Annotated in this window: 20 protein-coding genes; 7 read left to right on the forward strand and 13 right to left on the reverse strand. The window is 64.0% G+C overall.

The window, feature by feature from the left end; all coding sequences use genetic code 11:
* Positions 1 to 26: 26 nt before the first annotated feature.
* The 3 genes from NKI32_RS22860 to NKI32_RS22870 all read left to right on the forward strand — a co-directional run bounded on the left by NKI32_RS22860 (position 27) and on the right by NKI32_RS22870 (position 2,019).
* On the forward strand, positions 27 to 920 hold the full coding sequence (locus NKI32_RS22860) for a 4-(cytidine 5'-diphospho)-2-C-methyl-D-erythritol kinase (RefSeq protein ID WP_353003701.1): 894 nt from the start codon (positions 27 to 29) through the stop codon (positions 918 to 920).
* Positions 907 to 1,461 (forward strand): molybdenum cofactor biosynthesis protein B, encoded by a 555-nt coding sequence (gene moaB / locus NKI32_RS22865; protein WP_023692108.1) that lies wholly within the window; start codon positions 907 to 909, stop codon positions 1,459 to 1,461. The genes NKI32_RS22860 and moaB overlap by 14 nt, the downstream gene beginning before the upstream one ends.
* 126 nt (positions 1,462 to 1,587) lie before the next feature.
* Positions 1,588 to 2,019 carry a GFA family protein gene (locus NKI32_RS22870; RefSeq protein ID WP_023818988.1) on the forward strand — a complete coding sequence of 144 codons (432 nt, stop codon included), beginning with the start codon at positions 1,588 to 1,590 and terminating at the stop codon, positions 2,017 to 2,019.
* On the opposite strand, the gene NKI32_RS22875 is transcribed toward NKI32_RS22870, so the two are convergent.
* Positions 2,009 to 2,983 carry a hypothetical protein gene (locus tag NKI32_RS22875; RefSeq protein ID WP_023745502.1) on the reverse strand — a complete coding sequence of 325 codons (975 nt, stop codon included), beginning with the start codon at positions 2,981 to 2,983 and terminating at the stop codon, positions 2,009 to 2,011. The genes NKI32_RS22870 and NKI32_RS22875 overlap by 11 nt on opposite strands.
* A 252-nt stretch (positions 2,984 to 3,235) precedes the next feature.
* Positions 3,236 to 3,739: a glycosyltransferase gene (locus NKI32_RS22880; RefSeq protein ID WP_023684377.1), complete on the reverse strand. Its 504-nt coding sequence runs from the start codon at positions 3,737 to 3,739 to the stop codon at positions 3,236 to 3,238.
* 150 nt (positions 3,740 to 3,889) lie between these two features.
* On the opposite strand from NKI32_RS22880, the gene NKI32_RS22885 reads away from it, so the two are divergent.
* Both NKI32_RS22885 and rnhB read left to right on the forward strand, forming a co-directional pair.
* The gene (locus tag NKI32_RS22885; RefSeq protein WP_023754078.1) at positions 3,890 to 5,044 is read left to right on the forward strand and encodes a PA0069 family radical SAM protein; all 1,155 of its coding nucleotides are present in this window, start codon (positions 3,890 to 3,892) and stop codon (positions 5,042 to 5,044) included.
* A gap of 154 nt (positions 5,045 to 5,198) precedes the next feature.
* A complete protein-coding gene (rnhB, locus tag NKI32_RS22890) occupies positions 5,199 to 5,897 on the forward strand; it encodes a ribonuclease HII (protein WP_023726390.1) in 699 nt (232 codons plus the stop codon).
* 253 nt (positions 5,898 to 6,150) lie between these two features.
* On the opposite strand, the gene NKI32_RS22895 is transcribed toward rnhB, so the two are convergent.
* From NKI32_RS22895 to NKI32_RS22925, 7 genes are all read right to left on the reverse strand, one after another.
* Entirely contained in the window at positions 6,151 to 6,642 is a 492-nt protein-coding gene (locus tag NKI32_RS22895) for a F0F1 ATP synthase subunit B (RefSeq protein ID WP_023668483.1), read from the reverse strand.
* Between the two features lie 10 nt (positions 6,643 to 6,652).
* The gene (locus NKI32_RS22900; RefSeq protein WP_352512927.1) at positions 6,653 to 7,252 is read right to left on the reverse strand and encodes a F0F1 ATP synthase subunit B; all 600 of its coding nucleotides are present in this window, start codon (positions 7,250 to 7,252) and stop codon (positions 6,653 to 6,655) included.
* Positions 7,253 to 7,344: 92 nt separating this feature from the next.
* A complete protein-coding gene (locus NKI32_RS22905; RefSeq protein WP_006206606.1) occupies positions 7,345 to 7,569 on the reverse strand; it encodes a F0F1 ATP synthase subunit C in 225 nt (74 codons plus the stop codon).
* 68 nt (positions 7,570 to 7,637) lie between these two features.
* Positions 7,638 to 8,396: a F0F1 ATP synthase subunit A gene (locus NKI32_RS22910; RefSeq protein ID WP_023745505.1), complete on the reverse strand. Its 759-nt coding sequence runs from the start codon at positions 8,394 to 8,396 to the stop codon at positions 7,638 to 7,640.
* A gap of 65 nt (positions 8,397 to 8,461) precedes the next feature.
* Positions 8,462 to 8,854, reverse strand: coding sequence for an AtpZ/AtpI family protein (locus NKI32_RS22915; protein WP_023668486.1), 393 nt, complete (start codon positions 8,852 to 8,854; stop codon positions 8,462 to 8,464).
* A gap of 265 nt (positions 8,855 to 9,119) precedes the next feature.
* A complete protein-coding gene (locus tag NKI32_RS22920; RefSeq protein ID WP_353003703.1) occupies positions 9,120 to 10,304 on the reverse strand; it encodes a cell wall hydrolase in 1,185 nt (394 codons plus the stop codon).
* Positions 10,305 to 10,440: 136 nt separating this feature from the next.
* On the reverse strand, positions 10,441 to 11,736 hold the full coding sequence (locus tag NKI32_RS22925; protein WP_023745507.1) for an MFS transporter: 1,296 nt from the start codon (positions 11,734 to 11,736) through the stop codon (positions 10,441 to 10,443).
* A 117-nt stretch (positions 11,737 to 11,853) separates the two neighbouring features.
* On the opposite strand from NKI32_RS22925, the gene NKI32_RS22930 reads away from it, so the two are divergent.
* On the forward strand, positions 11,854 to 12,762 hold the full coding sequence (locus tag NKI32_RS22930) for a LysR substrate-binding domain-containing protein (RefSeq protein WP_023738457.1): 909 nt from the start codon (positions 11,854 to 11,856) through the stop codon (positions 12,760 to 12,762).
* Between the two features lie 239 nt (positions 12,763 to 13,001).
* Here NKI32_RS22930 and der read toward each other — a convergent pair whose 3' ends face one another.
* Both der and NKI32_RS22940 read right to left on the reverse strand, forming a co-directional pair.
* Positions 13,002 to 14,432, reverse strand: a complete 1,431-nt coding sequence (der, locus tag NKI32_RS22935) for a ribosome biogenesis GTPase Der (protein WP_023692116.1) — start codon at positions 14,430 to 14,432, stop codon at positions 13,002 to 13,004.
* A gap of 76 nt (positions 14,433 to 14,508) precedes the next feature.
* Complete coding sequence (locus NKI32_RS22940; RefSeq protein WP_023729304.1) at positions 14,509 to 15,171, reverse strand: tetratricopeptide repeat protein; 663 nt, start codon at positions 15,169 to 15,171, stop codon at positions 14,509 to 14,511.
* 193 nt (positions 15,172 to 15,364) lie between these two features.
* On the opposite strand from NKI32_RS22940, the gene NKI32_RS22945 reads away from it, so the two are divergent.
* On the forward strand, positions 15,365 to 16,369 hold the full coding sequence (locus tag NKI32_RS22945) for a polysaccharide deacetylase family protein (RefSeq protein ID WP_023834492.1): 1,005 nt from the start codon (positions 15,365 to 15,367) through the stop codon (positions 16,367 to 16,369).
* Positions 16,370 to 16,395: 26 nt separating this feature from the next.
* Here NKI32_RS22945 and sbmA read toward each other — a convergent pair whose 3' ends face one another.
* Both sbmA and NKI32_RS22955 read right to left on the reverse strand, forming a co-directional pair.
* Positions 16,396 to 17,664: a peptide antibiotic transporter SbmA gene (sbmA, locus tag NKI32_RS22950; RefSeq protein WP_353003706.1), complete on the reverse strand. Its 1,269-nt coding sequence runs from the start codon at positions 17,662 to 17,664 to the stop codon at positions 16,396 to 16,398.
* 115 nt (positions 17,665 to 17,779) lie between these two features.
* Positions 17,780 to 18,895, reverse strand: a complete 1,116-nt coding sequence (locus NKI32_RS22955; protein ID WP_352626054.1) for a YbfB/YjiJ family MFS transporter — start codon at positions 18,893 to 18,895, stop codon at positions 17,780 to 17,782.
* Between the last annotated feature and the right edge of the window lie 298 nt (positions 18,896 to 19,193).

Raw genomic sequence — 19,193 nt, forward strand, 5'->3', positions numbered from 1 at the left:
GCATCATCCCGTCAGCAGCCGACAGTTTGGATGCCGCAGCCCGGACGTGGCTTGCGCCCGCCAAGATAAATCTGGCGCTGCACGTCACCGGCAGGCGCGCCGACGGGTATCATCTGCTCGAGAGCCTGGTCGTTTTCACCCGCTTCGGCGACAGGGTCGAGATCGAGCCTGCCGACGCCGACCGGTTCTCCGTATCGGGCCCTTACGCGACTTCCGTGCCGATCGACGACAGCAATCTGGTGGTGAAGGCGCGCGAGGCGCTGCGCAGGCAGGCCGGCCAGCAGAGCACGCCGCCGGTTGCCATCCGGCTGGAAAAGAACCTGCCGGTCGCATCCGGGGTCGGCGGCGGCTCGAGCGACGCGGCGGCGGTATTGCAGGGTCTTGTCCGGACCTGGGGGCTCGACATCGGCGAGGCCGAACTGAGCCGGATCGGTCTCACGCTCGGCGCCGACGTGCCGATGTGTCTTGCGGCAAAACCGCTGGTTGCGCGTGGCGTCGGCGACGAGCTGTCGCTGGTGCCGGATTTTCCGGCGCTCGCTTTGGTGCTGGTCAATCCCGGCGTCGCCGTCTCGACGCCCGATGTGTTCAATGCACTTGAAAAACGCGACAATGAAGGACTGCCGCCGCTGCCGCGCGGTTTCGATTTCCACGGCGTCCGCAATTGGCTGGAGATCACCCGCAACGATCTTGAGGAACCGGCGCAAGCAATACAGCCGCCCATCGGCAGAGCGCTTTCCCTGCTGAACAGGGCCGGATCTGGATTCTCGCGCATGTCGGGATCCGGCGCGACATGCTTCGGGCTGTTCGAGACCGGCAATGTCGCCAAGCGCGCCGCCGCCGAGATTCGCAGCCGCGAACCGGAGTGGTTTGTCGCCGCGACACGAAGCATCGCTTCGGAGGGGGCCGATGGCCAAAATTGACGAGAGCCGGCCGTTCATTCCGGTGCGCATCGCGGTGCTGACGGTGTCCGATACGCGCAGCCTTGCCGACGACAAATCCGGCCAGACGCTGGCTGATCGCATCGCCGAGGCCGGCCATGTCCTGGCCGCGCGCGACATCGTCACCGACGACCGGGAGAAAATCCGCGACAAGGTGCTGGGCTGGTCGCGCGACGAAGACATCGATGTCGTCATCACCACCGGCGGCACCGGTTTTACCGGCCGCGACGTGACGCCGGAGGCGCTGGAGCCGATCTTCGAGAAGCGCATGGATGGCTTTTCCGAAGTGTTCCACCGCATTTCCTACGACAAGATCGGCACCTCGACAGTGCAGAGTCGGGCGACGGGCGGCGTCGTCAACGCGACCTTCGTCTTCGTGCTGCCGGGCTCGCCCGGCGCCTGCAGGGACGCCTGGGACGGCATCCTGAAACCGCAGCTCGACTACCGCCACATGCCCTGCAACTTCGTCGAGATCATGCCGCGCCTGGACGAGCATTTGCGGCGCGGCAAGGCCGCCTCGTAAACCAAGGCAAACTGCCGGCCAAGTGCTGCCTTTGTCAGGCAGAATGGCGGCTGCGCCTTCGAGAGGTCATTTCCTCCGGGTCGTCGGGCGGATAGTCTGTCGCCAAGTCAAGACGGAAGAGATCCAATGAGCGCGCACCGCGGCGGCTGCCATTGCGGCAACATCCACCTGACGTTCGAAACGGGAATGGAGCCGGCCGAGATGGAGATCCGCGCCTGCCAGTGCGCCTTCTGCGTCCGGCATGGCTCACGCGCCGCCGCCGATCCGCAGGGCCGATTGATCGTCTCGGTCGAGGACGAGGCGCGGCTGCACCGATACCGGTTCGGATTGCGCACCGCCGATTATCTCATCTGCCGGGACTGCGGCGTCTATGTCGCTGCTGTGACCACCGACGGCGAACCGAGAGCGATCGTCATCGTCAATGCGCTGGATGACCGGCCGCGGTTCAACCGCGAGCCGGTCCCAATGGACTATGATGCCGAGAACAAAGAGGGTCGCATTGCCCGGCGGCAAGCGCGCTGGATGCCGGTCGAGATCCGCTCCGGCCTCAGCGGATGACCGGTTCGCCGTGGAAGCGGCGGCGCGAGGGCGGCGAGACGCCGAAGCCGACCTCCATCATCAGCCGTGGCGTGGTGGACGGCACGGTGCCCATGTGGAAGCCGAACGGGTCCTCGACGAAGCCGAGGCCGGCCTCGCCGGTCAGCGTGACCGGGCTGTCGTCGCCATAGACCTTGAGCACGTCTTGCGCCGGATGGCCGACCAGCAGCGTCAACTGGTGCTTGAGGCTGCGCCTGTTGTGGCTGCCTTTGACATAGACATGCGGGCCGGTGCCGGCATCGCAGGGCTTGAGATAGAAGAAGAATTTCAGCATCCGCCAGTCGTCGAGATCGAAATGATATTTGCCGAGCGAGGCAAGGTTCTTGTCGGCGTCGGAAGCCTCGCCGGTCGGAAAGCTCCACCAGACACGCGTGGTGATCAGCTTTGCCTGCCCGCCCAGATAGTGCTGGGCGATGTCGAGCAGCAGCGGATCGTTTTGGATGGCGAGTGCTGCCTTGCAGCTGAGGATGCGCTCGAAATAGTGGCCGCTGAGCAAAGAGCGGCCGAACCGCTTCTCGGCTTCTGCGTGTTCTCCGGGCATGAATTCGAGCCGGCGGTCGAAATTGCCGAAGCACGGCGTGCTCTGAGCAAAGCTGGCGATCTCTTCGTGGATTGCCTGCGGAAGGACCAGTCCGGAGAACAGGCCATCGGCGCGCAGCGCCGCGACGATCGACTTGAGGTCGACGCCCCTGAACATCGTCGCTCCGGCACTCTGCGCGGGGCGCGCGGCTTTGGCGCCAAGCCAGTGCAGTTTGCGCGCCGGCATGGTGCGGGCAAGCACGAACATCGGCAGCCATGCGGGATTTTCGCGCAGGTCGGACAGATAGGTCGGGATACGCACCGCAATGCGGCGGAGCTGGCTGCCGTTGCGGGCAATGGCTTCCAGACTGGGGGCGCCGGATTTGTCAGGGGACGAAAGGTTCATCGGGGTCCTCAGATATGAACGGCAGCAACGACGACGCGGCGCTTGCTTACCGCTCCGGCACTACCCAAACCCCGATATCCCGCATCAACGGAATGCTAATCCCGCGTCAGCTTTTGTGCAATGCACAATAGCTTTTTGCGGCGAAAAAGAGGGATGGTGCTGCGACCGTGCCAATGCGGATGAGACGCCGACGCTGCCCCTCATCCGCCCTTCGGGCACCCTTCTCCCTGGGAACGGGAAAAGGGAGAAAGATCACTTCTTCGGCGCCAGCCAGATTTCGGCGTCGAGCCGCCTGGTGGCGAGACCGCGCGCAAGGGCTTCGGCGCTGTGCGCGTTCTTCGACAGGGCAGCGGCCTGGCGCTTGCTGATGACCAGCCCTTCGGCCAGCGCCCGGTTGCCCGAAAACACCCGTGACAGGAACGGCGTGCGGCTGCCGCGCGCACGGGAAAAGCGCGCCGGCATGGTTTGCCGCGCCGTGTGAGCGACAACGTCGTCGATCCAGCCCTCCGCCAGCCTTGCGCCGGGTTCCAGAAACAGCAGCCAGTCACCCTTCGCCTGCCTGATTCCCGCGGCAATGCCGCCGGCCACGAAGTGGCAGCCGGCATGATCGGCAACCCGATGCGTCTGGTCGGTCGAGCCGGTGTCGCAGACGATGACATCGCGCACCACGCCCTCGACCGCGCCGCCGATCAACGAGGCGAGCGTGCGGGCAAGGCCTTCTTCGTCATCCCGGGTTTCGATGAGAACGCTGAGCATTTTTAGCCGAATAGCGGAAAGCCCGGCGCAGCGCCAGTTTTGCATGGCCCAACGAAAAAGTTCTTGCTTTGTTCTCATCAGCGAAATAGGATTATTTTCATGAACAGAGCGATTCGACAGCCAGCCGACAGTCCTTGGGAAAGGGCCAAAATGGAACATATCGTGCGTGCGGACATTGCTGCTTTCGGAGCAGGGCGAGCCGAGATGGCCAATGCGATGATCGAACAGAGCGGCATGCGCGTCCGTCCGGATCGCAACCGCGGCCGTTCCGCGGGCATCAACCCGTCCGGCCGGTTCGAGCCGGTCAGCCGGGATGTGTTCGACGACGGCTGGAATTCGCTGGAGGAATTGCCGCCGTTCAAGACCGAAGTGCAGGTCGAGAAGCCGCGCACCATCATCACCCGCAACGAATCGCCCGACATTTCCTTCGACCGCTCGATCAACCCCTATCGCGGCTGCGAGCATGGCTGCGTCTATTGTTTCGCCCGGCCGACGCATTCCTTCATGGGCCTGTCGCCGGGGCTGGATTTCGAAGCGAAGCTGTTTGCCAAGCCGGATGCGGCGCGGCTGCTCGACAAGGAACTGTCGAAGGATGGCTATCAGCCGCGCACCATCGCGATCGGCACCAACACCGATCCCTACCAGCCGATCGAGAAACAATACCGGATTATGCGCGAGATCCTCGAAGTGCTGGAGGCGCGCGGCCATCCGGTCGGCATCGTCACCAAATCCCATCTGGTGACGCGCGACATCGACATCTTGTCGCGCATGGCCGAACGGGGCTTGGCCAAGGTGGCGCTGTCGGTGACAACGATGGACCGCATGCTGGCGCGCACCATGGAGCCACGCGCGTCGACGCCGACCAAGCGGCTTGAGGCGATCCGGCAGCTTTCCGATGCCGGCATTCCGGCCTCTGTCATGGTGGCGCCGATCATTCCCGGCCTGACCGACCAGGAGATGGAGCGCATCCTCGATTCGGCACGCGCCGCAGGCGCCCGCGAGGCCGGCTATGTCATCCTGCGCCTGCCGCTCGAGGTGGCGCCGATCTTCAAGGACTGGCTGCTGCGCCATTATCCCGACCGCTATCGGCACGTGATGTCGCTGATCCGTTCGATGCGCGACGGCAAGGACTATGATTCGGAATGGGGCAAGCGGATGAAAGGCGCCGGCCCCTATGCCTGGCAGATCGGCCGGCGCTTCGAGATCACGGCCAAGCGGCTCGGCCTCAACGCCGAGCGGCGCACGCTCCGAACCGACCAGTTTGTCGCCGCCGCCAAGGCGACCGAGCAGCTGATGCTGCTCTGAGAGTAGCGCCTGCCCTGCCCTCGTGGCTGTCAGGCGACCCAAGAATCCCGTCCGGCCTGTCCCCCGGCCTGCAGACGGTGCCCTCCCGGTCTTGCCCCACTCGACCTTGGAGGGACTTGCGGAGAATCGGAGCCGATGCGAACCTCGCCGCAACATGGCTCGCGCACGTTCCGATTCTCCGCTTCTTTTCGAAATCGTCGAAAAGCCCGACTTCTCCTTCGAGACGAAGGCGATGGCGGAAGGCCTGTGGCCGGTGGCAGGCATGGACGAGGCCGGCCGCGGTCCGCTGGCCGGGCCGGTGGTGGCGGCGGCCGTGATCCTCGATCCCGCCAACATTCCCGACGGGCTCGACGATTCCAAACGGCTCAACCATTTGCAGCGCGAGGCGCTGTTCCTGAAAATCCTGGGGTCAGCGCTCGGCGTGTCGATGGCCTCGGTCAGCGCCGAAGGCATTGACGGCAGCAACATCCTCAAGGCCAGCCTGGAAGCCATGCGCCGCGCCCTTGCCGGCCTGCCGATCCAGGCGAAGCTGGCGCTGGCCGATGGCCGCGATGTGCCGCCGGGCCTCCTCTGCGAAGGCCGCGCGCTGATCAAGGGCGACCAGCGCTCGCAATCGATCGCCGCCGCCTCGATCGTCGCCAAGGTGATGCGCGACCGCATGATGTGCGGCTGCGGCAGCCATCACGAGCGCTACGGGTTCGAGGTCCATATGGGCTACGCCACCGTGCGGCACCGCACCGCGATCGAAGCGCATGGGCCGGTGGCAAGGCTGCACCGGGCATCATTCGCGCCGTTCAGGCTGGGTGGGGTTGAGGTGGTGGAAGAAGAAGGGTTTGTCGGGTTGGACAGCTAATCTCCCCCCTTGAGGGGGAGATGGCCGGCAGGCCAGAGGGGGTCGCGCGCGTGAAGTGCTAGCCCTTCTTGGTCGCAGAAAGAGCGTCGCGCCTGGTCGAACGGACCCCCTCTGTCGCCTTTGGCGACATCCCCCCTCGAGGGCCCTCGAGGGGGAGATCAGGCGCACCACCGCCTTCGCCAATCTCCGTCGCCGCTCAACAAAAAAGCCGCCAGGTTGCCCGGGCGGCTTGATGTCAGCGAGTTAACCCCGCTCAGTTCAGCCTGGCCTTCACGTCCTGCAGCGCGGACTTGAACAGGTCGGCGCCGGCCTTGGCGTCGATCTTGCCGGCAAGCAGCGTGCGGGCCGCCTCGACGGCGATGTCGACGGCGCTGGCGCGCACTTCGGCGACGGCTTCGCGCTCGGCCTGGCCGATCTTCTGCTCGGCAAGCGCAGTGCGACGGGTGACATAGTCTTCGGTCTTCTTGTGCGCCTCGGCGGCAAGCATGTCGGCCTCGCGCTTGGCGGCAGCGACGATGGCTGCGGCCTCCTGCTCGGCTTCCTTGCGCTTCTTCTGGTATTGGCCGAGCAGTTGCTGGGCCTCTTCGCGCAACCGGCGGGCTTCCGCAAGCTCGTCGCTGATCTTGGTCGCACGGGCGTCGAGCGACTTGGCGATCAGGCCTGGCACCTTGATGTAAACGGCAACGCCGAGGAAAATGACGAGGGCAACCGTTGCCCAAAGCGTTGCGAGAGATGTGGCGTCCATGATGTGCTCCTCACCGGGCCACGGATTTGACCGCAGCCGAGATCTCGGCCTTGCTCGTCTTGCCGCCGACAAGCGCATCGACGATGGCTGAAGCGGTGTCCTCGGCAATCATGCCGACTTCCTTCATGGCGTTGGCCTTGATGGAAGCAATGCTGGCCTCGGCCTCGCCGAGCTTCTTGTCGAGGGCGGCCTCGACCTTCTTGCGGGCAGCCTCGGCTTCAGCCTTGGCAGCGTCGTTGGCCTGCTGGCCGATCGCGTTGGCCTTGGCCTTGGCTTCCGCCAGTTCCTGCTCGTAAGCGGCAACGGCGGCGTCGGCCTCGCCCTTCAGCTTGGCGGCCTGGTCGAGGTCCTGCGTGATGCGATCGCTGCGGACGTCGATGATGCCGCCAAGGCGCGGCATCACCACCTTCTTCAGGAACAAATAGAACAGCCCGAACGTGATCGCCAGCCACAGAAGCTGGGACGGAAACGTCGCCGGATCGAATGGCGGGAACGTGCCGTGCGCCTCGGCAGGCACGCCGGTGCCGGAATGCGTGTCGCCTTCCGTACCGGTGTGGGCGCCTTCAGCGGCGGGTGCGGACTCTTGCGCAAACGCAGATGTCACGAACATGGACTATCCCCTCATATCAGGCATGGCCGCAGGAATGCGGCCAGCCAATTCTTCCCAATGCTCGTCCGACCGATAATTGGCCGAACAGGGGCTCAGCCGAACAGGGCGAGAAGCGCGATGAGAAGCGAGAAAATGCCCAGAGCTTCGGTCACGGCGAAGCCGAAAATCAGGCGGCCGAACTGGCCATCGGCGGCCGACGGATTGCGCAGGGCGCCCGCCAGGTAGCTGCCGAAGATGTTGCCGAGGCCAATGCCCGCGCCGCCCATGCCCAGGCAAGCGATACCGGCGCCGATGTACTTTGCTGCTTCTGCGTCCATTTTGAACTCCTTTGGATCTGTAATTCCGTTGCAATTCCATCCGGCGAAAGATGCCGGAAATTCTAAGGTCAGTGCCCGGGATGCAGGGCGTCGTTCAGATACATGCAGGTCAGCACCGCAAAGACGTAGGCCTGCAGGAAAGCGACCAGCAATTCCAGCGCGGTCAGCGCGACTGCCATGGCCAGCGGCAACACCGAACCGGCAACGCCGACGGCGCCGAGCGCGCTCAGGCTGACGACGAAGCCCGAAAACACCTTCAGGGTGATGTGGCCGGCCAGCATGTTGGCGAACAGACGAACCGAGAGGCTGACCGGGCGCGACACGAAGGAGATCACCTCGATCAGCACCACCAGCGGTAACAGGAACACCGGAACGCCGTGCGGCACGAAGAGCTTGAGGAAGCCCAGACCGTGCTTCGTGAAGCCGTAGACAACGACGGTTCCGATCACCAGGGCTGCGAGGCCGAAGGTGACGATGATGTGGCTGGTGACGGTGAAGAAGTAAGGGAAAAGGCCAAGCAGGTTGGCGACCAGCACGAACATGAACAGCGAGAACACGAAGGGGAAGAACTTCATGCCCTGCGTTCCGGCGGCGTCGCGCAGCATGTTGGAGACGAACTCATAGCCCATTTCCGAAACCGACTGCAGGCGCCCGGGAACAAGGCTGCGGCTGGAGGTCGAGAGGTACAGAAACGCCGATGCGACGAGCACGGTCGCGACCATGAACAGAGCCGAATTGGTGAAGGACAGGTCATAGCCGCCGATATTGATCGGAATCAGCTTGACGATATGGAACTGGTGGATCGGATCGACCTTGTCAGCAGCCATTTACATCCCCGTCAAAACCGCGAGCGGCCTTAAGTGTCCTTGTGCGCCATTGGCGGCGCGCCATTTCATTCTTTCGGATCGTGCGACTTCTCGCTTTTTCCGAATTCCGCCACAACACCTGACGAACGCAGGACATTGAGCACGCCGGCGCCAAAGCCCAGCAACAAGCCGACGACCAGACCCCATGGCGAGGTTCCCGCCACGCGATCCAGAAACCAGCCAAGGCCCACACCCACCACTATCCCGGCGATGAACTCGCTGGACAGCTTGAGCGCCTGGCCATATCCGGCCGTCGCCTTCGCGCCGTCATTCCCCTCGAGCTGATCCGGCCGTCTTGTCGCAAGCGATGCTCCAAGCTCACGCCGGCGGCGTTCGAGATCTTCGTCGCGGATGTCGGCCTCGTGCTTGCTGCCGCGGCCGGTTTCTCCGGTTCCGTCTGGCCCGTTCTTGTCGGCCATCGTAACCCCCCTGCCCGGTCAGACCGTCACCGTCCGTCCGCTTCTAAAGTCGCCGGCAACATAGTTAGAGGGTTTGCGCCCGTCAAGCCACGGGCGGGACTTCAAAGCCATGTATTTTTTCTATTGGAATCAATCACTTGGCGAGGTGCGACATCGTGCCCGGCACTATCGGGTCGGCACATGCCCCGAATCCGTCCGGCGACCGTTGTCCGATTTCGGCTTCCAGGGCCTTTGCGGTTCGTTTGCGACAGGCAAGCCGAAGGGCTCAGCTCCAGCCGCCGCCATAGGTGCGGTAGAAGATATGCAGGCCGATCTTGGTCATCTTCTGCATCGTGCGCGCCCAGCCCGGATGGACGTAGTTGGCGTAGTAGTGGGTCGATGAGCCGACTTCGGGAATGAATATCTTGCCGGCGGTGACCGCCATCGCGACGTCCTGCGCGGTCTTGTAATGGGCGGGGCTCTCGATGCGCTTCTTGCGGCCGTCGCAGGCGAAGGAGAACTGGCAGCGGTTCAGCCAGTTGTCGTTCTGGTAGACGACGCCGCAAATCGAGTTCGGATAGGCCGGATTGCGGACGCGGTTGAGAATGACCTGCGCGACGGCGGCCTGGCCGCGCACGGATTCGCCGCGCGCCTCGAAATAGATGCCGTTGGCGAGGCAGGCCTGCTCCTTCGTGGAGAAGACGCTGGCCGGCAGCGGGTTCTGGATCCACGAGTGGTCACCCTTGGCCATCGGCGGAATGAAGCGCCCGCTGCTCGGCTCCTCGTCCTGCAGCAGCGCTTCGAAGGGTGAGGCCTTGGCGTAATCGGGTTCGGCCTGGGCATAGGCGGTGGCCAGCACGTCCGGTCTGTCATTGTTGACCAACGCGGCAAGCATGGCCGGCACGCCGGGATCGGGCTTCTTGTCCACATTGGTATGGAAGGCCTGGGCGATCTGGATTTCCTTGCCCTTGATGCCGGGCTTGGCGAAGGCGAGCTTCAGGCCGCTGTCCATGCTCGGCCGCAGCAGCGAGGACGTGCGCTGAAAGATTGAGCCGGCATTGAAGTTCTTCGGCGGCGCCACCGGCGAGACCTGGATGATGCGGCCCTTCTTGTCGGCGCGCATGATGCGGTCCTCGTCGGGCGTGATGCCGGCGACATTGCCCTTGCCGCGAAACGAGACCTTGCCGACGCCGGGCAGGCGCACGCCCGAGCCCGAGAGCGAACCGGTGGTGGCGGAATCGATGAAAGGCATTTCGGCGGCATGAACCGAGCCGGCGACGGAGCGCTCGACATAAGAGTTCCAGCGGGTGCCCGAAGCTTCGAGGCCGGAAATCAAGCTGCCCATGTCCTGGTAGGCGACGACAGTTGGAAAGCCGATCCAGATGCCGAGCCCGATGACCAATGGCGATACGAAGGAACGTTTTTTCTCACCGGCGGCGGCGGCCAGCCGCTTCAGGACACGTCGATGCACGGGGAACTCTCCAGAAACGCCACTGAGCCACTGGAGAGCCAAAGTGAAGCATTAACCTTGATGCGGGGTTAACGCGGTTGATCGTGTTTTTCCGAAGCGGCCCGAAATGGGACGCCGTTTGCCGACCGGCAACCCGTCAGTTCGGCCGCAGGAAAATTGGCCATGCAATCATGGCGCAGAGCGCGCCCACCAGCCAGACGCCAGGCCACGACCAGATGAGCAGCAAAGCCGGAATGGCGGTCGGCACCACGAAGAAGGCGATGAAGACGAAGCTGTTGGCAAGACCGAGCGCGGTTCCGGCGCGGCTGGCGCCGGCAAGCGTGGCGAGTTCGGTGTAGGCGACGCCATGCCAGGCGGAGACCGAAATGCCGGCAACGACCAGCAGCACGTCGATCGCCGGGATCAACGCGGCATGGGCGTCTGGCGTGGCTCCTGCCGCCAGGACCAGCAGGCCGACGGCCGCGAAGCCAAGCGCGCTCGTCATGCTGCAGAGGCGCAGGAACCAGCGGCGGTTGCCATGGCGGTCGGTGAAGCGGCCGCTCCAGACGCGCATCACCATCGCGCCGGTCTGCACCGCGGCAAGGCTGGCGCTGATCGTGAGCGTGGCCATGCCGGCGAAATCGTGCAGGAAGACGGAGGCGAAGGTGAGCACCGCCACTTGCGGAAAGCAGAGCAGGCCGATGGCGGTGGCGATGCGCCAGACCTCGACATTGCGCAGCGGCGCCGGACCGCCCGACTTTGCCACGGCCATGCTGCCGGCATTGTCCAGTTCCGGCGGCTGGTGCAGCCATCGCCAGGCAAACAGCGCAGAGACGGCGTTCATGGCGGCCAGCAGCCCGAAGACCGCCGCGAAACCGTGCACCGATGCCAGCGACGGCAGGACCAGCGCGCCGAGCCCGCCGCCGAGCGGCACCGCGGTCTGCCTGATGCTCATGGCAAAGCCACGTTCGCCTTCGTGGAACCAGGCCATGATGGCGCGGCCGCTGGAACCGTTGACGCTGCCGCCGAGCAGGCCGGTGACCAGAAGGCATGCGGCCAGCATTGCGACGCCAGGCACATAGGTCACTGAGGGCACGATGAACAACGCCATCAGGGCGAGCCACGCCGCGGTCGCACCAAGGCCGGTCAATAGCACGCCGCGATCGCCCCAGCGGTCGGTGAGCAGACCCCAGGGCAGTTCGCTCAAGGCAACGCCCAGTCCGAGAAGACCGAGGACCAGGCCGAGATTGCCATTGCTCAAGTGATAGCCCGACCGCAGAAACACCGCCGCCGCCGGTATGCCGGCGAAGGTGGCGGAGAAACTGGCATTGGCGGCAACGCCGATGCCAAGCACCTTCCAGCGATGATTGGCGCGAAATCGTTCAGCCTTCGACGTGACGGCGGCGGCTCGGCCAACCCGGCCTGGCTCACAATTTGCGTCGGCGATCGACATGGCGGGACTCCTGTTGATGCCCTTTCGGGACCTTGACGCCTCGTCTTTACCGCCATAACTTCATCCCGAATATCGGGAAGTTTTTGACAATTGTTCCCGAAAAACAGGATCGTTGTGATGCGCCGCGTAACCTTCGACCTCGATGTCCTCCGAAGCTTCGTCACCGGCATGGAACTCGGCAGCTTCGCCAAGGCCGCCGACCGGCTTGGCCGCTCGACCTCGGCGGTGAGCGCGCAACTGAAGAAGTTGGAGGACCAGGCGGCGACGCCGATCTTCCGCAAGTCGGGCCGCGGACTGGCGTTGACCGAAGCCGGCGAAACCATGCTCGGCTATGCCAGGCGGCTGCTCGAGTTGAACGACGAGGCGGCCTCGGCCATCCACGACGTGGAACTGGAAGGCTGGGTCAGGCTCGGCTTGCAGGAGGATTTCGGCGAGGCGGTGCTGCCGGAGGTGCTCGGACGCTTCGCCCGCGCGCACCCCAAGGTCAAGATCGAGGCGCGGATCGGGCGCAGCTATGAACTCGCCGAGCGGATCACATCAGGCAATCTCGACATTGCGCTGGCCTGGGACAGCGGCCAGGCGCTGCCTTACAGCCGGCATGTCGGCGACGCGCAATTGCGCTGGATCGGGCCGGCAAAGCTGATCGAGACCAGGCTACGCGAGGGCGAGGCACTGCCGCTGGTGGCGCTGGAAGCGCCATGCCTGCTGCGCACAGTGACGACGGAAACGCTCGACCGCGCCGGCCTGCCATGGCGGATGGCCTTCTCCAGCCCCAGCCTTGGCGGCATCTGGGCGGCGGTCGCCGCCGGCCTCGGCCTGACCATCCGCACGGATATCGGCCTGCCGGCCAATGTCAGGACGATGGCACCGCAAACGTTGGGCTTACCCGCGCTGCCAACCATGGCGCTGGTGATGCACCAGAAAGACGCCGAACTGGACCCGGTGGCGACGCGGCTGGCGGATATTTTGTGGCAGGCGGCGGTGGCGGCGCTGCCGCAGGACGAGCGGTTGAGAGAGGTCGCTTAGACGCGGTGATCACCCGGTGTCGCGTTCCGTCACACCCCCCTCTGTCCTGCCGGACATCTCCCCCTCAAGGGCCCTCAAGGGGGGAGATTGCTGTCATCAACGCTTTCGCCAATTTTTGATCTTGCAAGGTGAGAACGGCCGCAGCGGCTGCTGATCTCCCCCCTTGAGGGGGATGCCCGGCAGGGCAGAGGGGGGTGCTGCCCCGCCAATCTTGCGGAGAATTTCGCAACCGTCACCGCTCACTTGCGCTTGTTCGCTCTCCCCGCGAACGGGTTGTCCGAAGTCCGCAGCGCTATCCTGATCGGCACGCCGGGCATGTCGAAGGCTTCGCGCAGGCTGTTGGAGAGGTAGCGGACATAGGATTGCGGCATCGCGTCGGGCCGCGAGCACTGGACGACGAAACCCGGCGGCCGGGTCTTGGCCTGGGTGACGTATTTGACCTTGAGCCGGCGTCCGGCGACGGCGGGCGGCGGATGATGCGCAAGAATGCTTTCCAGCCAGCGGTTGAGCTTGCCGGTGGAAACGCGGCTGTTCCACACCTTGTGCGTCTTGATGACGGCATCCATCAGCTTGTCGAGGCTGCGCCCGGTCTCGGCCGAAACCGTCACCGCCTGGATGCCGCGCACTTGCGGCAAAAGCCGTGTGGTCTTTTCGCGCAATTCGGCCAGCAGTTCCTGCGGATTGTCGATCAGGTCCCATTTGTTGAAGGCGATGACCGGCGCCCTGCCCTCGCGGATGATCAGGTCGGCGATCTGGAGGTCCTGCTTCTCGAATGGGATGGTGGCGTCGAGCACGATGATGACGATCTCGGCAAAGCGGATGGCGCGCAGACCGTCCTGCACCGACATCACTTCCAGCTTTTCGTGGATCCTGGCCTTGCGGCGCATGCCGGCAGTGTCGAACAGTTTTAGGCGACGGCCATGCCAGTCCCAGTCGACCGAGATGGAATCGCGGGTGATGCCGGCTTCCGGGCCGGTCAAAAGCCGCTCCTCGCCGATCAGCGCGTTGATCAGCGTCGACTTGCCGGCATTGGGACGGCCGACGACGGCGATGCGCATCGGCTTGGTGTCGTCATAGGCAGGTTCGGCGTCGGGATCGGTGATGTCCTCGCCGATCAGCACCTCGCTGGCGGCGACGTCCTCGGCCTCGTCTTCTTCCTCGCCGAAGGCGCGGTCTTTGCCCAGCGCCTCGATCACCGCGTCGCGCAGATCGGGCATGCCCTGGCCGTGCTCGGCCGAGACCGGGATCGGCTCGCCGAGGCCGAGTTCCCAGGCCTCCAGCATGCCGCCCTGGGCGCCCTTGGCCTCGGCCTTGTTGGCGACCAGCACGACCGGCTTGCCGGATTTGCGCACGATCTCGGCAAAGGTGCGGTCGTCGGGCAAAAGGCCTGATTTGGCGTCGATGGTGAAGAAGATCAGGTCGGCTTCGCGGATCGCGATCTCGGTCTGCGCGCGCATGCGGCCGGGCAACGTCGAGGCGGCGGCGTCTTCGAAACCGGCGGTGTCGATGACATCGAAATGCAGATCGTAGAGTTTGGCCGCGTGGACGCGACGGTCGCGGGTGACGCCCGGCGTGTCGTCGACAAGCGCCAGCTTCCGTCCCACCAATCGGTTGAAAAGCGTCGATTTGCCGACATTGGGCCGGCCGATAATGGCGACTTTGAAGCTCATCCGGCTATCCATATCATCGCCCAAACCGCAGCGCGCCCTTGGGTCAGGCCCGAGGGCAGGCTTTGGGCGATGCGTATCATGACGCGCCCGAGCCGCGGATCAATTCCGACATCAGCGTCGCCCGCTGGCGCGCGTTGCGCGGGGCGCCGTCATCGGCGGCGATCTGGTCGAACAGTTTCAGCGCATCCTGGGTCTTGCCTTCCTTCCAGGCGGCAAGGCCGAGCGCTTCGCGCGCTGTGTGGCGCAGCGTGTTGTTGTCGGCGGTCAGCGCCTCGACGCGGCTGGAGACGTCGGCGAAGGAGCCGTGATCGACGAGCAGCAGGGCGGCCCGCAGGCGCGCCATGTCGCGAATGCCCTGGGGAATGGCGTTGTCGGCGGCGACGCCATCGAAATCGGCGACGGCGGCGGCAAAGTCGCCCTTGTCGGCCTTGACGGTCGCCGCGCGCATGCGGGCGAGCAGCGGATAGGCGCCGTAGCCGTCCTTTTCCAGCTGTTCGAGGGCGGTCAGCGCCTCGTCGCTCTTGCCGTCATTGGCAAGCTTCAGCGCCTGCGAGAAGGCATCGCCGGAGCGGTTGGCGCGCGTCTCGTCCCAATAGCGGTAGCCGACGAAGGCGGCGGTGCCAAGCACCACCAGGATGGCGAGGCCAAGGATCGCCGGACCAAAGCGGTCCCATAGCGCCTGCGCCTGCTCGCGACGGATCTCGTCGTTGACTTCGCGGATAAAACTGTCGTCGGACATCAATCAAAACCATTGCTGCCCTAACAGGGGCGCTTCTTGAGCCCGCGTTTTAGCGAAATTTCGCGGGCATGGAAGGGGCTCGGCAGGAAAATCGGCTAATCGCCGGGCGCATAGCTGCCGACGTTGATCGCACCCACGCCACATTTTGCCGATAGCCGGCTTGGACTGCCTCCAGATCAAGCCCAGATTGCCGATGCCACGTTTGTCCCGCGTTGTTGCGTTTTCCTCAGCCGTGCTTGCCATGGCTGGTGCGGCTTTCGCCGACCCGCCGGCGCCGCCTGCCCCGGCAAAGCCGAAGCAAATCGTCATCATCTCGTTCGATAGCGCCCGGGAGATCTCGCAATGGCAGCGCAGCCGGGCGCTGGCCAAGCGCACCGGCGCGCATTTCACCTACTTTTTGTCCTGCGTCTTCCTGCTGTCGCCGCAGACGCGGGCCGACTACACAGCTCCGGCCAAGTCCGCGGGCAAATCCAACATCGGCTTTGCCGCTTCGAAGCAGGACGTCGCCGATCGGCTCGATCAGATCGGGCTCGCCGCTTCGGAAGGCCACGACATCGCCAGCCATGGCTGCGGCCATTTCGACGGCAAGGACTGGAGCAAGGCCGACTGGCTGAAGGAATTCGCCTCGTTCGAGCGCATTCTGGAAAACGCCTATGCGATCAACGGTATTGAACCCGAGCCCAAGGGATGGCGCGATATTGCCCATGCCGTTGTCGGCTTTCGCGCGCCGTACCTCTCGACCAGCAAAGGGCTCTATGAGGCCCTGCCTGAAGCCGGCTACCACTATGATGCCAGCGGCGTTTCGAAAGGCCCGGTCGAGCCGCCGACCGGCGGCGGCTTGACCCGCTTTTCGCTGCCGCAGATCCCGGAAGGCCCTGATGGTAGGCTGGTGATCGCCATGGACTACAATCTCTATGTCAGGCATTCCGGCGGCTTCGAGCGGCCAAGCCAGGCGGCAGACTTCACCGAGCGGACGTACCAGGCGTTCCGCGCCGCCTTCGACAGGCAATATCAGGGCAAGCGCATCCCGCTGGTGCTCAGCTTCCACTTCACGCCGATGAACAACGGCGCCTACTGGGACGCGCTGGAGCGCTTTGCCGGCGAAAACTGCGTCAAATCAGATGTCGAGTGCATCAGTTTTCGCGATTATGTGCAGCGGCAACGTGGTAGCGAGAGGCAGGCGGCGGTGGGCGGCTGAGCCGCCAACCGTCTGTGCAAATAGGATCAAGCCGGGTCGGGTTCCTTTGCCTGTTCCTGACGCTCCATGAAGTGGCGGTCAATGTCGGGCAGCGGCTCGCCGCGAATCGTCGCCTCGAAGGCGCGAAGGCGCTTGTGAACTGACAGAAGCTCGACAATCGTCGACCAAGAATTGACGAGATACTGGAATGAGTTGGTTACCTGACTGAAGGCTGAACTGACCTGGTTGATGAGACCCAGCGTCAGCGTTCCAGCGATCATGGAAGGCACCATCAGGAAGTAGGAGAAGACGTTGTTGGTCTGAAGATAAAGATAGCGGACCACGTTGAAATACACATAGTGGAAATACAGGCGAAAGTAGTTTTGCCGCACACTCGCAAACAGCTCCGCGACGGTCTGCGGCTGCGCCCGGGCCGGATCGTCCTCACCGTAGACGAGTTCCTTGCGATATGCTGCCTCGACGCGCTGGTTACGAAACTGCAAGCCAGGAAGCTTGATGCCTGCGGTCGCAATGATGACTGTACCGAAGACTGCCCAGAAGATCGCAGCCAAAACCAGCGGCTGAGGAACATGACCGATCAATGGCAACTCTGTGACATGCTTAGAATAACTGAGCAGGATCGGCATGAAAGCGATAAGCGTCATGATGGAATCGACGAAGCTAGTGCCAAGGTCTTCCATTATCTTGGAAAACCGCATCGTGTCTTCCTGCACACGCTGTGCAGCGCCCTCAATATGGCGCAGCTTCGGCCAATAGGACATGTAGTAATTGTTCATCGCAGTGCGCCAGCGAAACACCCAGTGGCTGACGAAGAAGTTTGTCAAAACGAACACGGTAACCGCGACAAGAGCGATACCGAGGAAAGTGATTATTTGAGCGTAAAGATCAGCCTCGGTTGCGTTGACCGTTTTGCTAACGATGCCCTGAATGAGGTCCCAGAATGGTCCATACCATGCGTTGATCGCCACGCTTACCTGCACCTGAAAGTAGGTCGTGAACAGGAGCAGCGAACTGCCGAGGATAGACCATTGGTCCCACGGGTGCGGAGAATACCAGTGCCAGAAGCCATAGAATATCAAAACGCCAAGCGCATAGTAGATGTAGAACCAGAGGAACGGAGGCGACCAGAACACCGAGACGCCTATGATGGGCGGCGCGTCGGCAAGAGCCGGAGGCAAGCCGAGAAACGCGCCAAGCTGGTCAGCACCGAGGAACCAGGCTGCCACGAGAACCGCAGTCCAGACGACGGCCGAGATGAAAAACAGCTTCGGCTGCGGGAAGAAGGATACGAACACTGTGGTGAAATCCTCGGTCGGTGCGCAAATCAGCGGGGTTCGGCGGGCATAAAGTCACACATTAGGTGGAAAGCAAATGCCCGTACCCGATGCCCGGCATCGAGCAAGACCACAATCATGGCGATTTTGGCGCGGCCGACCAGGTGATCCCAGCAGATACCAGCAATACGCCAGCAGCGACGATCGAGGCCAGGAAGAAGTTGCCCGAGGCTTGCGCCAGCAGTCCGGCGACGATCGGGCCGACGATCTGGCCGATGCCGAAGGAAGCGGTCATCAGCGCAAAAATCCGGCGCGGCGCCTCCGGCACGAGCTGCCTTGCCGTCTGCAGGCCGAGCGCGGTGATGGCGATGAAGGTGCCGCCGAGCAGGACGCCCGCCAGCAGCGGCCCGGCGGTGCCGCCGATGGCGACGCTGGCGGTGACGCCGACCACCTCGACCAGGCAGCCCACGGCATAGGCGGTATAAAGCCCGATCCGTGCCGCTACCTTCTGCCACAGCCAGACCGAGGGAAAGCCGGAAAGGCCGGTGACCATCCAGACGCTTGCCTCGAAGACGCGGCCGCCGCCGCCCTGGCGCACGATGGCGACCAGGAAGGTCGCCGTCACCACATAGCCGAAGCCGAACAGGCCGTAGGCAACGATGACTTTTGCCAACGACCGGTCCCTCGGCAGTGCCGGTTCGCGGTCGGCCACGTCGCTGCCAGGTGCGGTGCCGCCGGCGAGCAAGGCGACGAGCGCAAGGCCGGCGGCGGAAATCGCTGCCGACCACAGCCAGCCCGAAGCCCAGCCGGCATGTTCGGTGACCAGAACCGCCATCAGCGCTGAGGATGCCGCGATGCCGAGGCCGACGCCGCCGAAATGCAGCGCCTGCAGGTCGCTTCTGTTGGCGGCTGCCAGGTGACCGAAGACGATCGAGGCCATGAACACCATGACGAAGGCGCTGGCGAGACCGGCAAGGAAGCGGATGAGGATGAAGGCCGTCATCGTTTCGGTCAGTCCCATCAGGGCGGCGAGCGCAGCACTGGCGGCAAGGCCGCCAAACATCAGCAGCCGCTCGCGCCCATGCGCCCAGCCGCCGGCCGCCGCAAGCGCGCCGACGAGGTAGCCGAGGTAGTTGGCCGACGCGATCCAGCCGGCATCGGCCGGCGACAGATGCAGTTCTTCCATCATTCCGGGCAGGATCGGCGTGTAGACGAAACGGCCAATGCCCATGGCGACGGCCATAGCGATCATGCCAGCGAGAGAAAGGCGTAAGGGCGCGGCGTTCATTGCGTCGCACAATAAGGGTGCGGACCGATCAGACCAATCCACTTGCGTTGGGCCAGACTTGGCGGCGGCGACAGTGGCCGTTGGCGTGACTGTGCCGAGGCGCGAGGGCCACTTGGCGTCGCGCCGCCCCGCCTGCCGGCACCTTCTCCCCATATAGTGACGGGGAGAAGGGGGTTATGTCCGAACCGGATAGATAGGTAACAGAATGGACCGATAGCATGGGTGACAGTTTTCTTGTCCGCCGGAGGACCGGCGATGGTTT

It is taken from the genome of Mesorhizobium sp. M0761, from assembly GCF_040320205.1.
Taxonomy (GTDB): Bacteria; Pseudomonadota; Alphaproteobacteria; order Rhizobiales; family Rhizobiaceae; genus Mesorhizobium.

What these genes read in the sequence shown, in the direction of transcription:
- moaB (WP_023692108.1), top strand. Translation starts at nt 907, where the DNA reads ATGGCCAAAATTGACGAGAGCCGGCCGTTCATTCCGGTGCGCATCGCG.
- NKI32_RS22870 (WP_023818988.1), top strand. Translation starts at nt 1,588, where the DNA reads ATGAGCGCGCACCGCGGCGGCTGCCATTGCGGCAACATCCACCTGACG.
- NKI32_RS22875 (WP_023745502.1), bottom strand. Translation starts at nt 2,983, where the DNA reads ATGAACCTTTCGTCCCCTGACAAATCCGGCGCCCCCAGTCTGGAAGCC.
- NKI32_RS22880 (WP_023684377.1), bottom strand. Translation starts at nt 3,739, where the DNA reads ATGCTCAGCGTTCTCATCGAAACCCGGGATGACGAAGAAGGCCTTGCC.
- NKI32_RS22885 (WP_023754078.1), top strand. Translation starts at nt 3,890, where the DNA reads ATGGAACATATCGTGCGTGCGGACATTGCTGCTTTCGGAGCAGGGCGA.
- rnhB (WP_023726390.1), top strand. Translation starts at nt 5,199, where the DNA reads ATGGCTCGCGCACGTTCCGATTCTCCGCTTCTTTTCGAAATCGTCGAA.
- NKI32_RS22895 (WP_023668483.1), bottom strand. Translation starts at nt 6,642, where the DNA reads ATGGACGCCACATCTCTCGCAACGCTTTGGGCAACGGTTGCCCTCGTC.
- NKI32_RS22900 (WP_352512927.1), bottom strand. Translation starts at nt 7,252, where the DNA reads ATGTTCGTGACATCTGCGTTTGCGCAAGAGTCCGCACCCGCCGCTGAA.
- NKI32_RS22905 (WP_006206606.1), bottom strand. Translation starts at nt 7,569, where the DNA reads ATGGACGCAGAAGCAGCAAAGTACATCGGCGCCGGTATCGCTTGCCTG.
- NKI32_RS22910 (WP_023745505.1), bottom strand. Translation starts at nt 8,396, where the DNA reads ATGGCTGCTGACAAGGTCGATCCGATCCACCAGTTCCATATCGTCAAG.
- NKI32_RS22915 (WP_023668486.1), bottom strand. Translation starts at nt 8,854, where the DNA reads ATGGCCGACAAGAACGGGCCAGACGGAACCGGAGAAACCGGCCGCGGC.
- NKI32_RS22925 (WP_023745507.1), bottom strand. Translation starts at nt 11,736, where the DNA reads ATGTCGATCGCCGACGCAAATTGTGAGCCAGGCCGGGTTGGCCGAGCC.
- NKI32_RS22930 (WP_023738457.1), top strand. Translation starts at nt 11,854, where the DNA reads ATGCGCCGCGTAACCTTCGACCTCGATGTCCTCCGAAGCTTCGTCACC.
- der (WP_023692116.1), bottom strand. Translation starts at nt 14,432, where the DNA reads ATGAGCTTCAAAGTCGCCATTATCGGCCGGCCCAATGTCGGCAAATCG.
- NKI32_RS22940 (WP_023729304.1), bottom strand. Translation starts at nt 15,171, where the DNA reads ATGTCCGACGACAGTTTTATCCGCGAAGTCAACGACGAGATCCGTCGC.
- NKI32_RS22945 (WP_023834492.1), top strand. Translation starts at nt 15,365, where the DNA reads ATGCCACGTTTGTCCCGCGTTGTTGCGTTTTCCTCAGCCGTGCTTGCC.
- NKI32_RS22955 (WP_352626054.1), bottom strand. Translation starts at nt 18,895, where the DNA reads ATGATCGCTATGGCCGTCGCCATGGGCATTGGCCGTTTCGTCTACACG.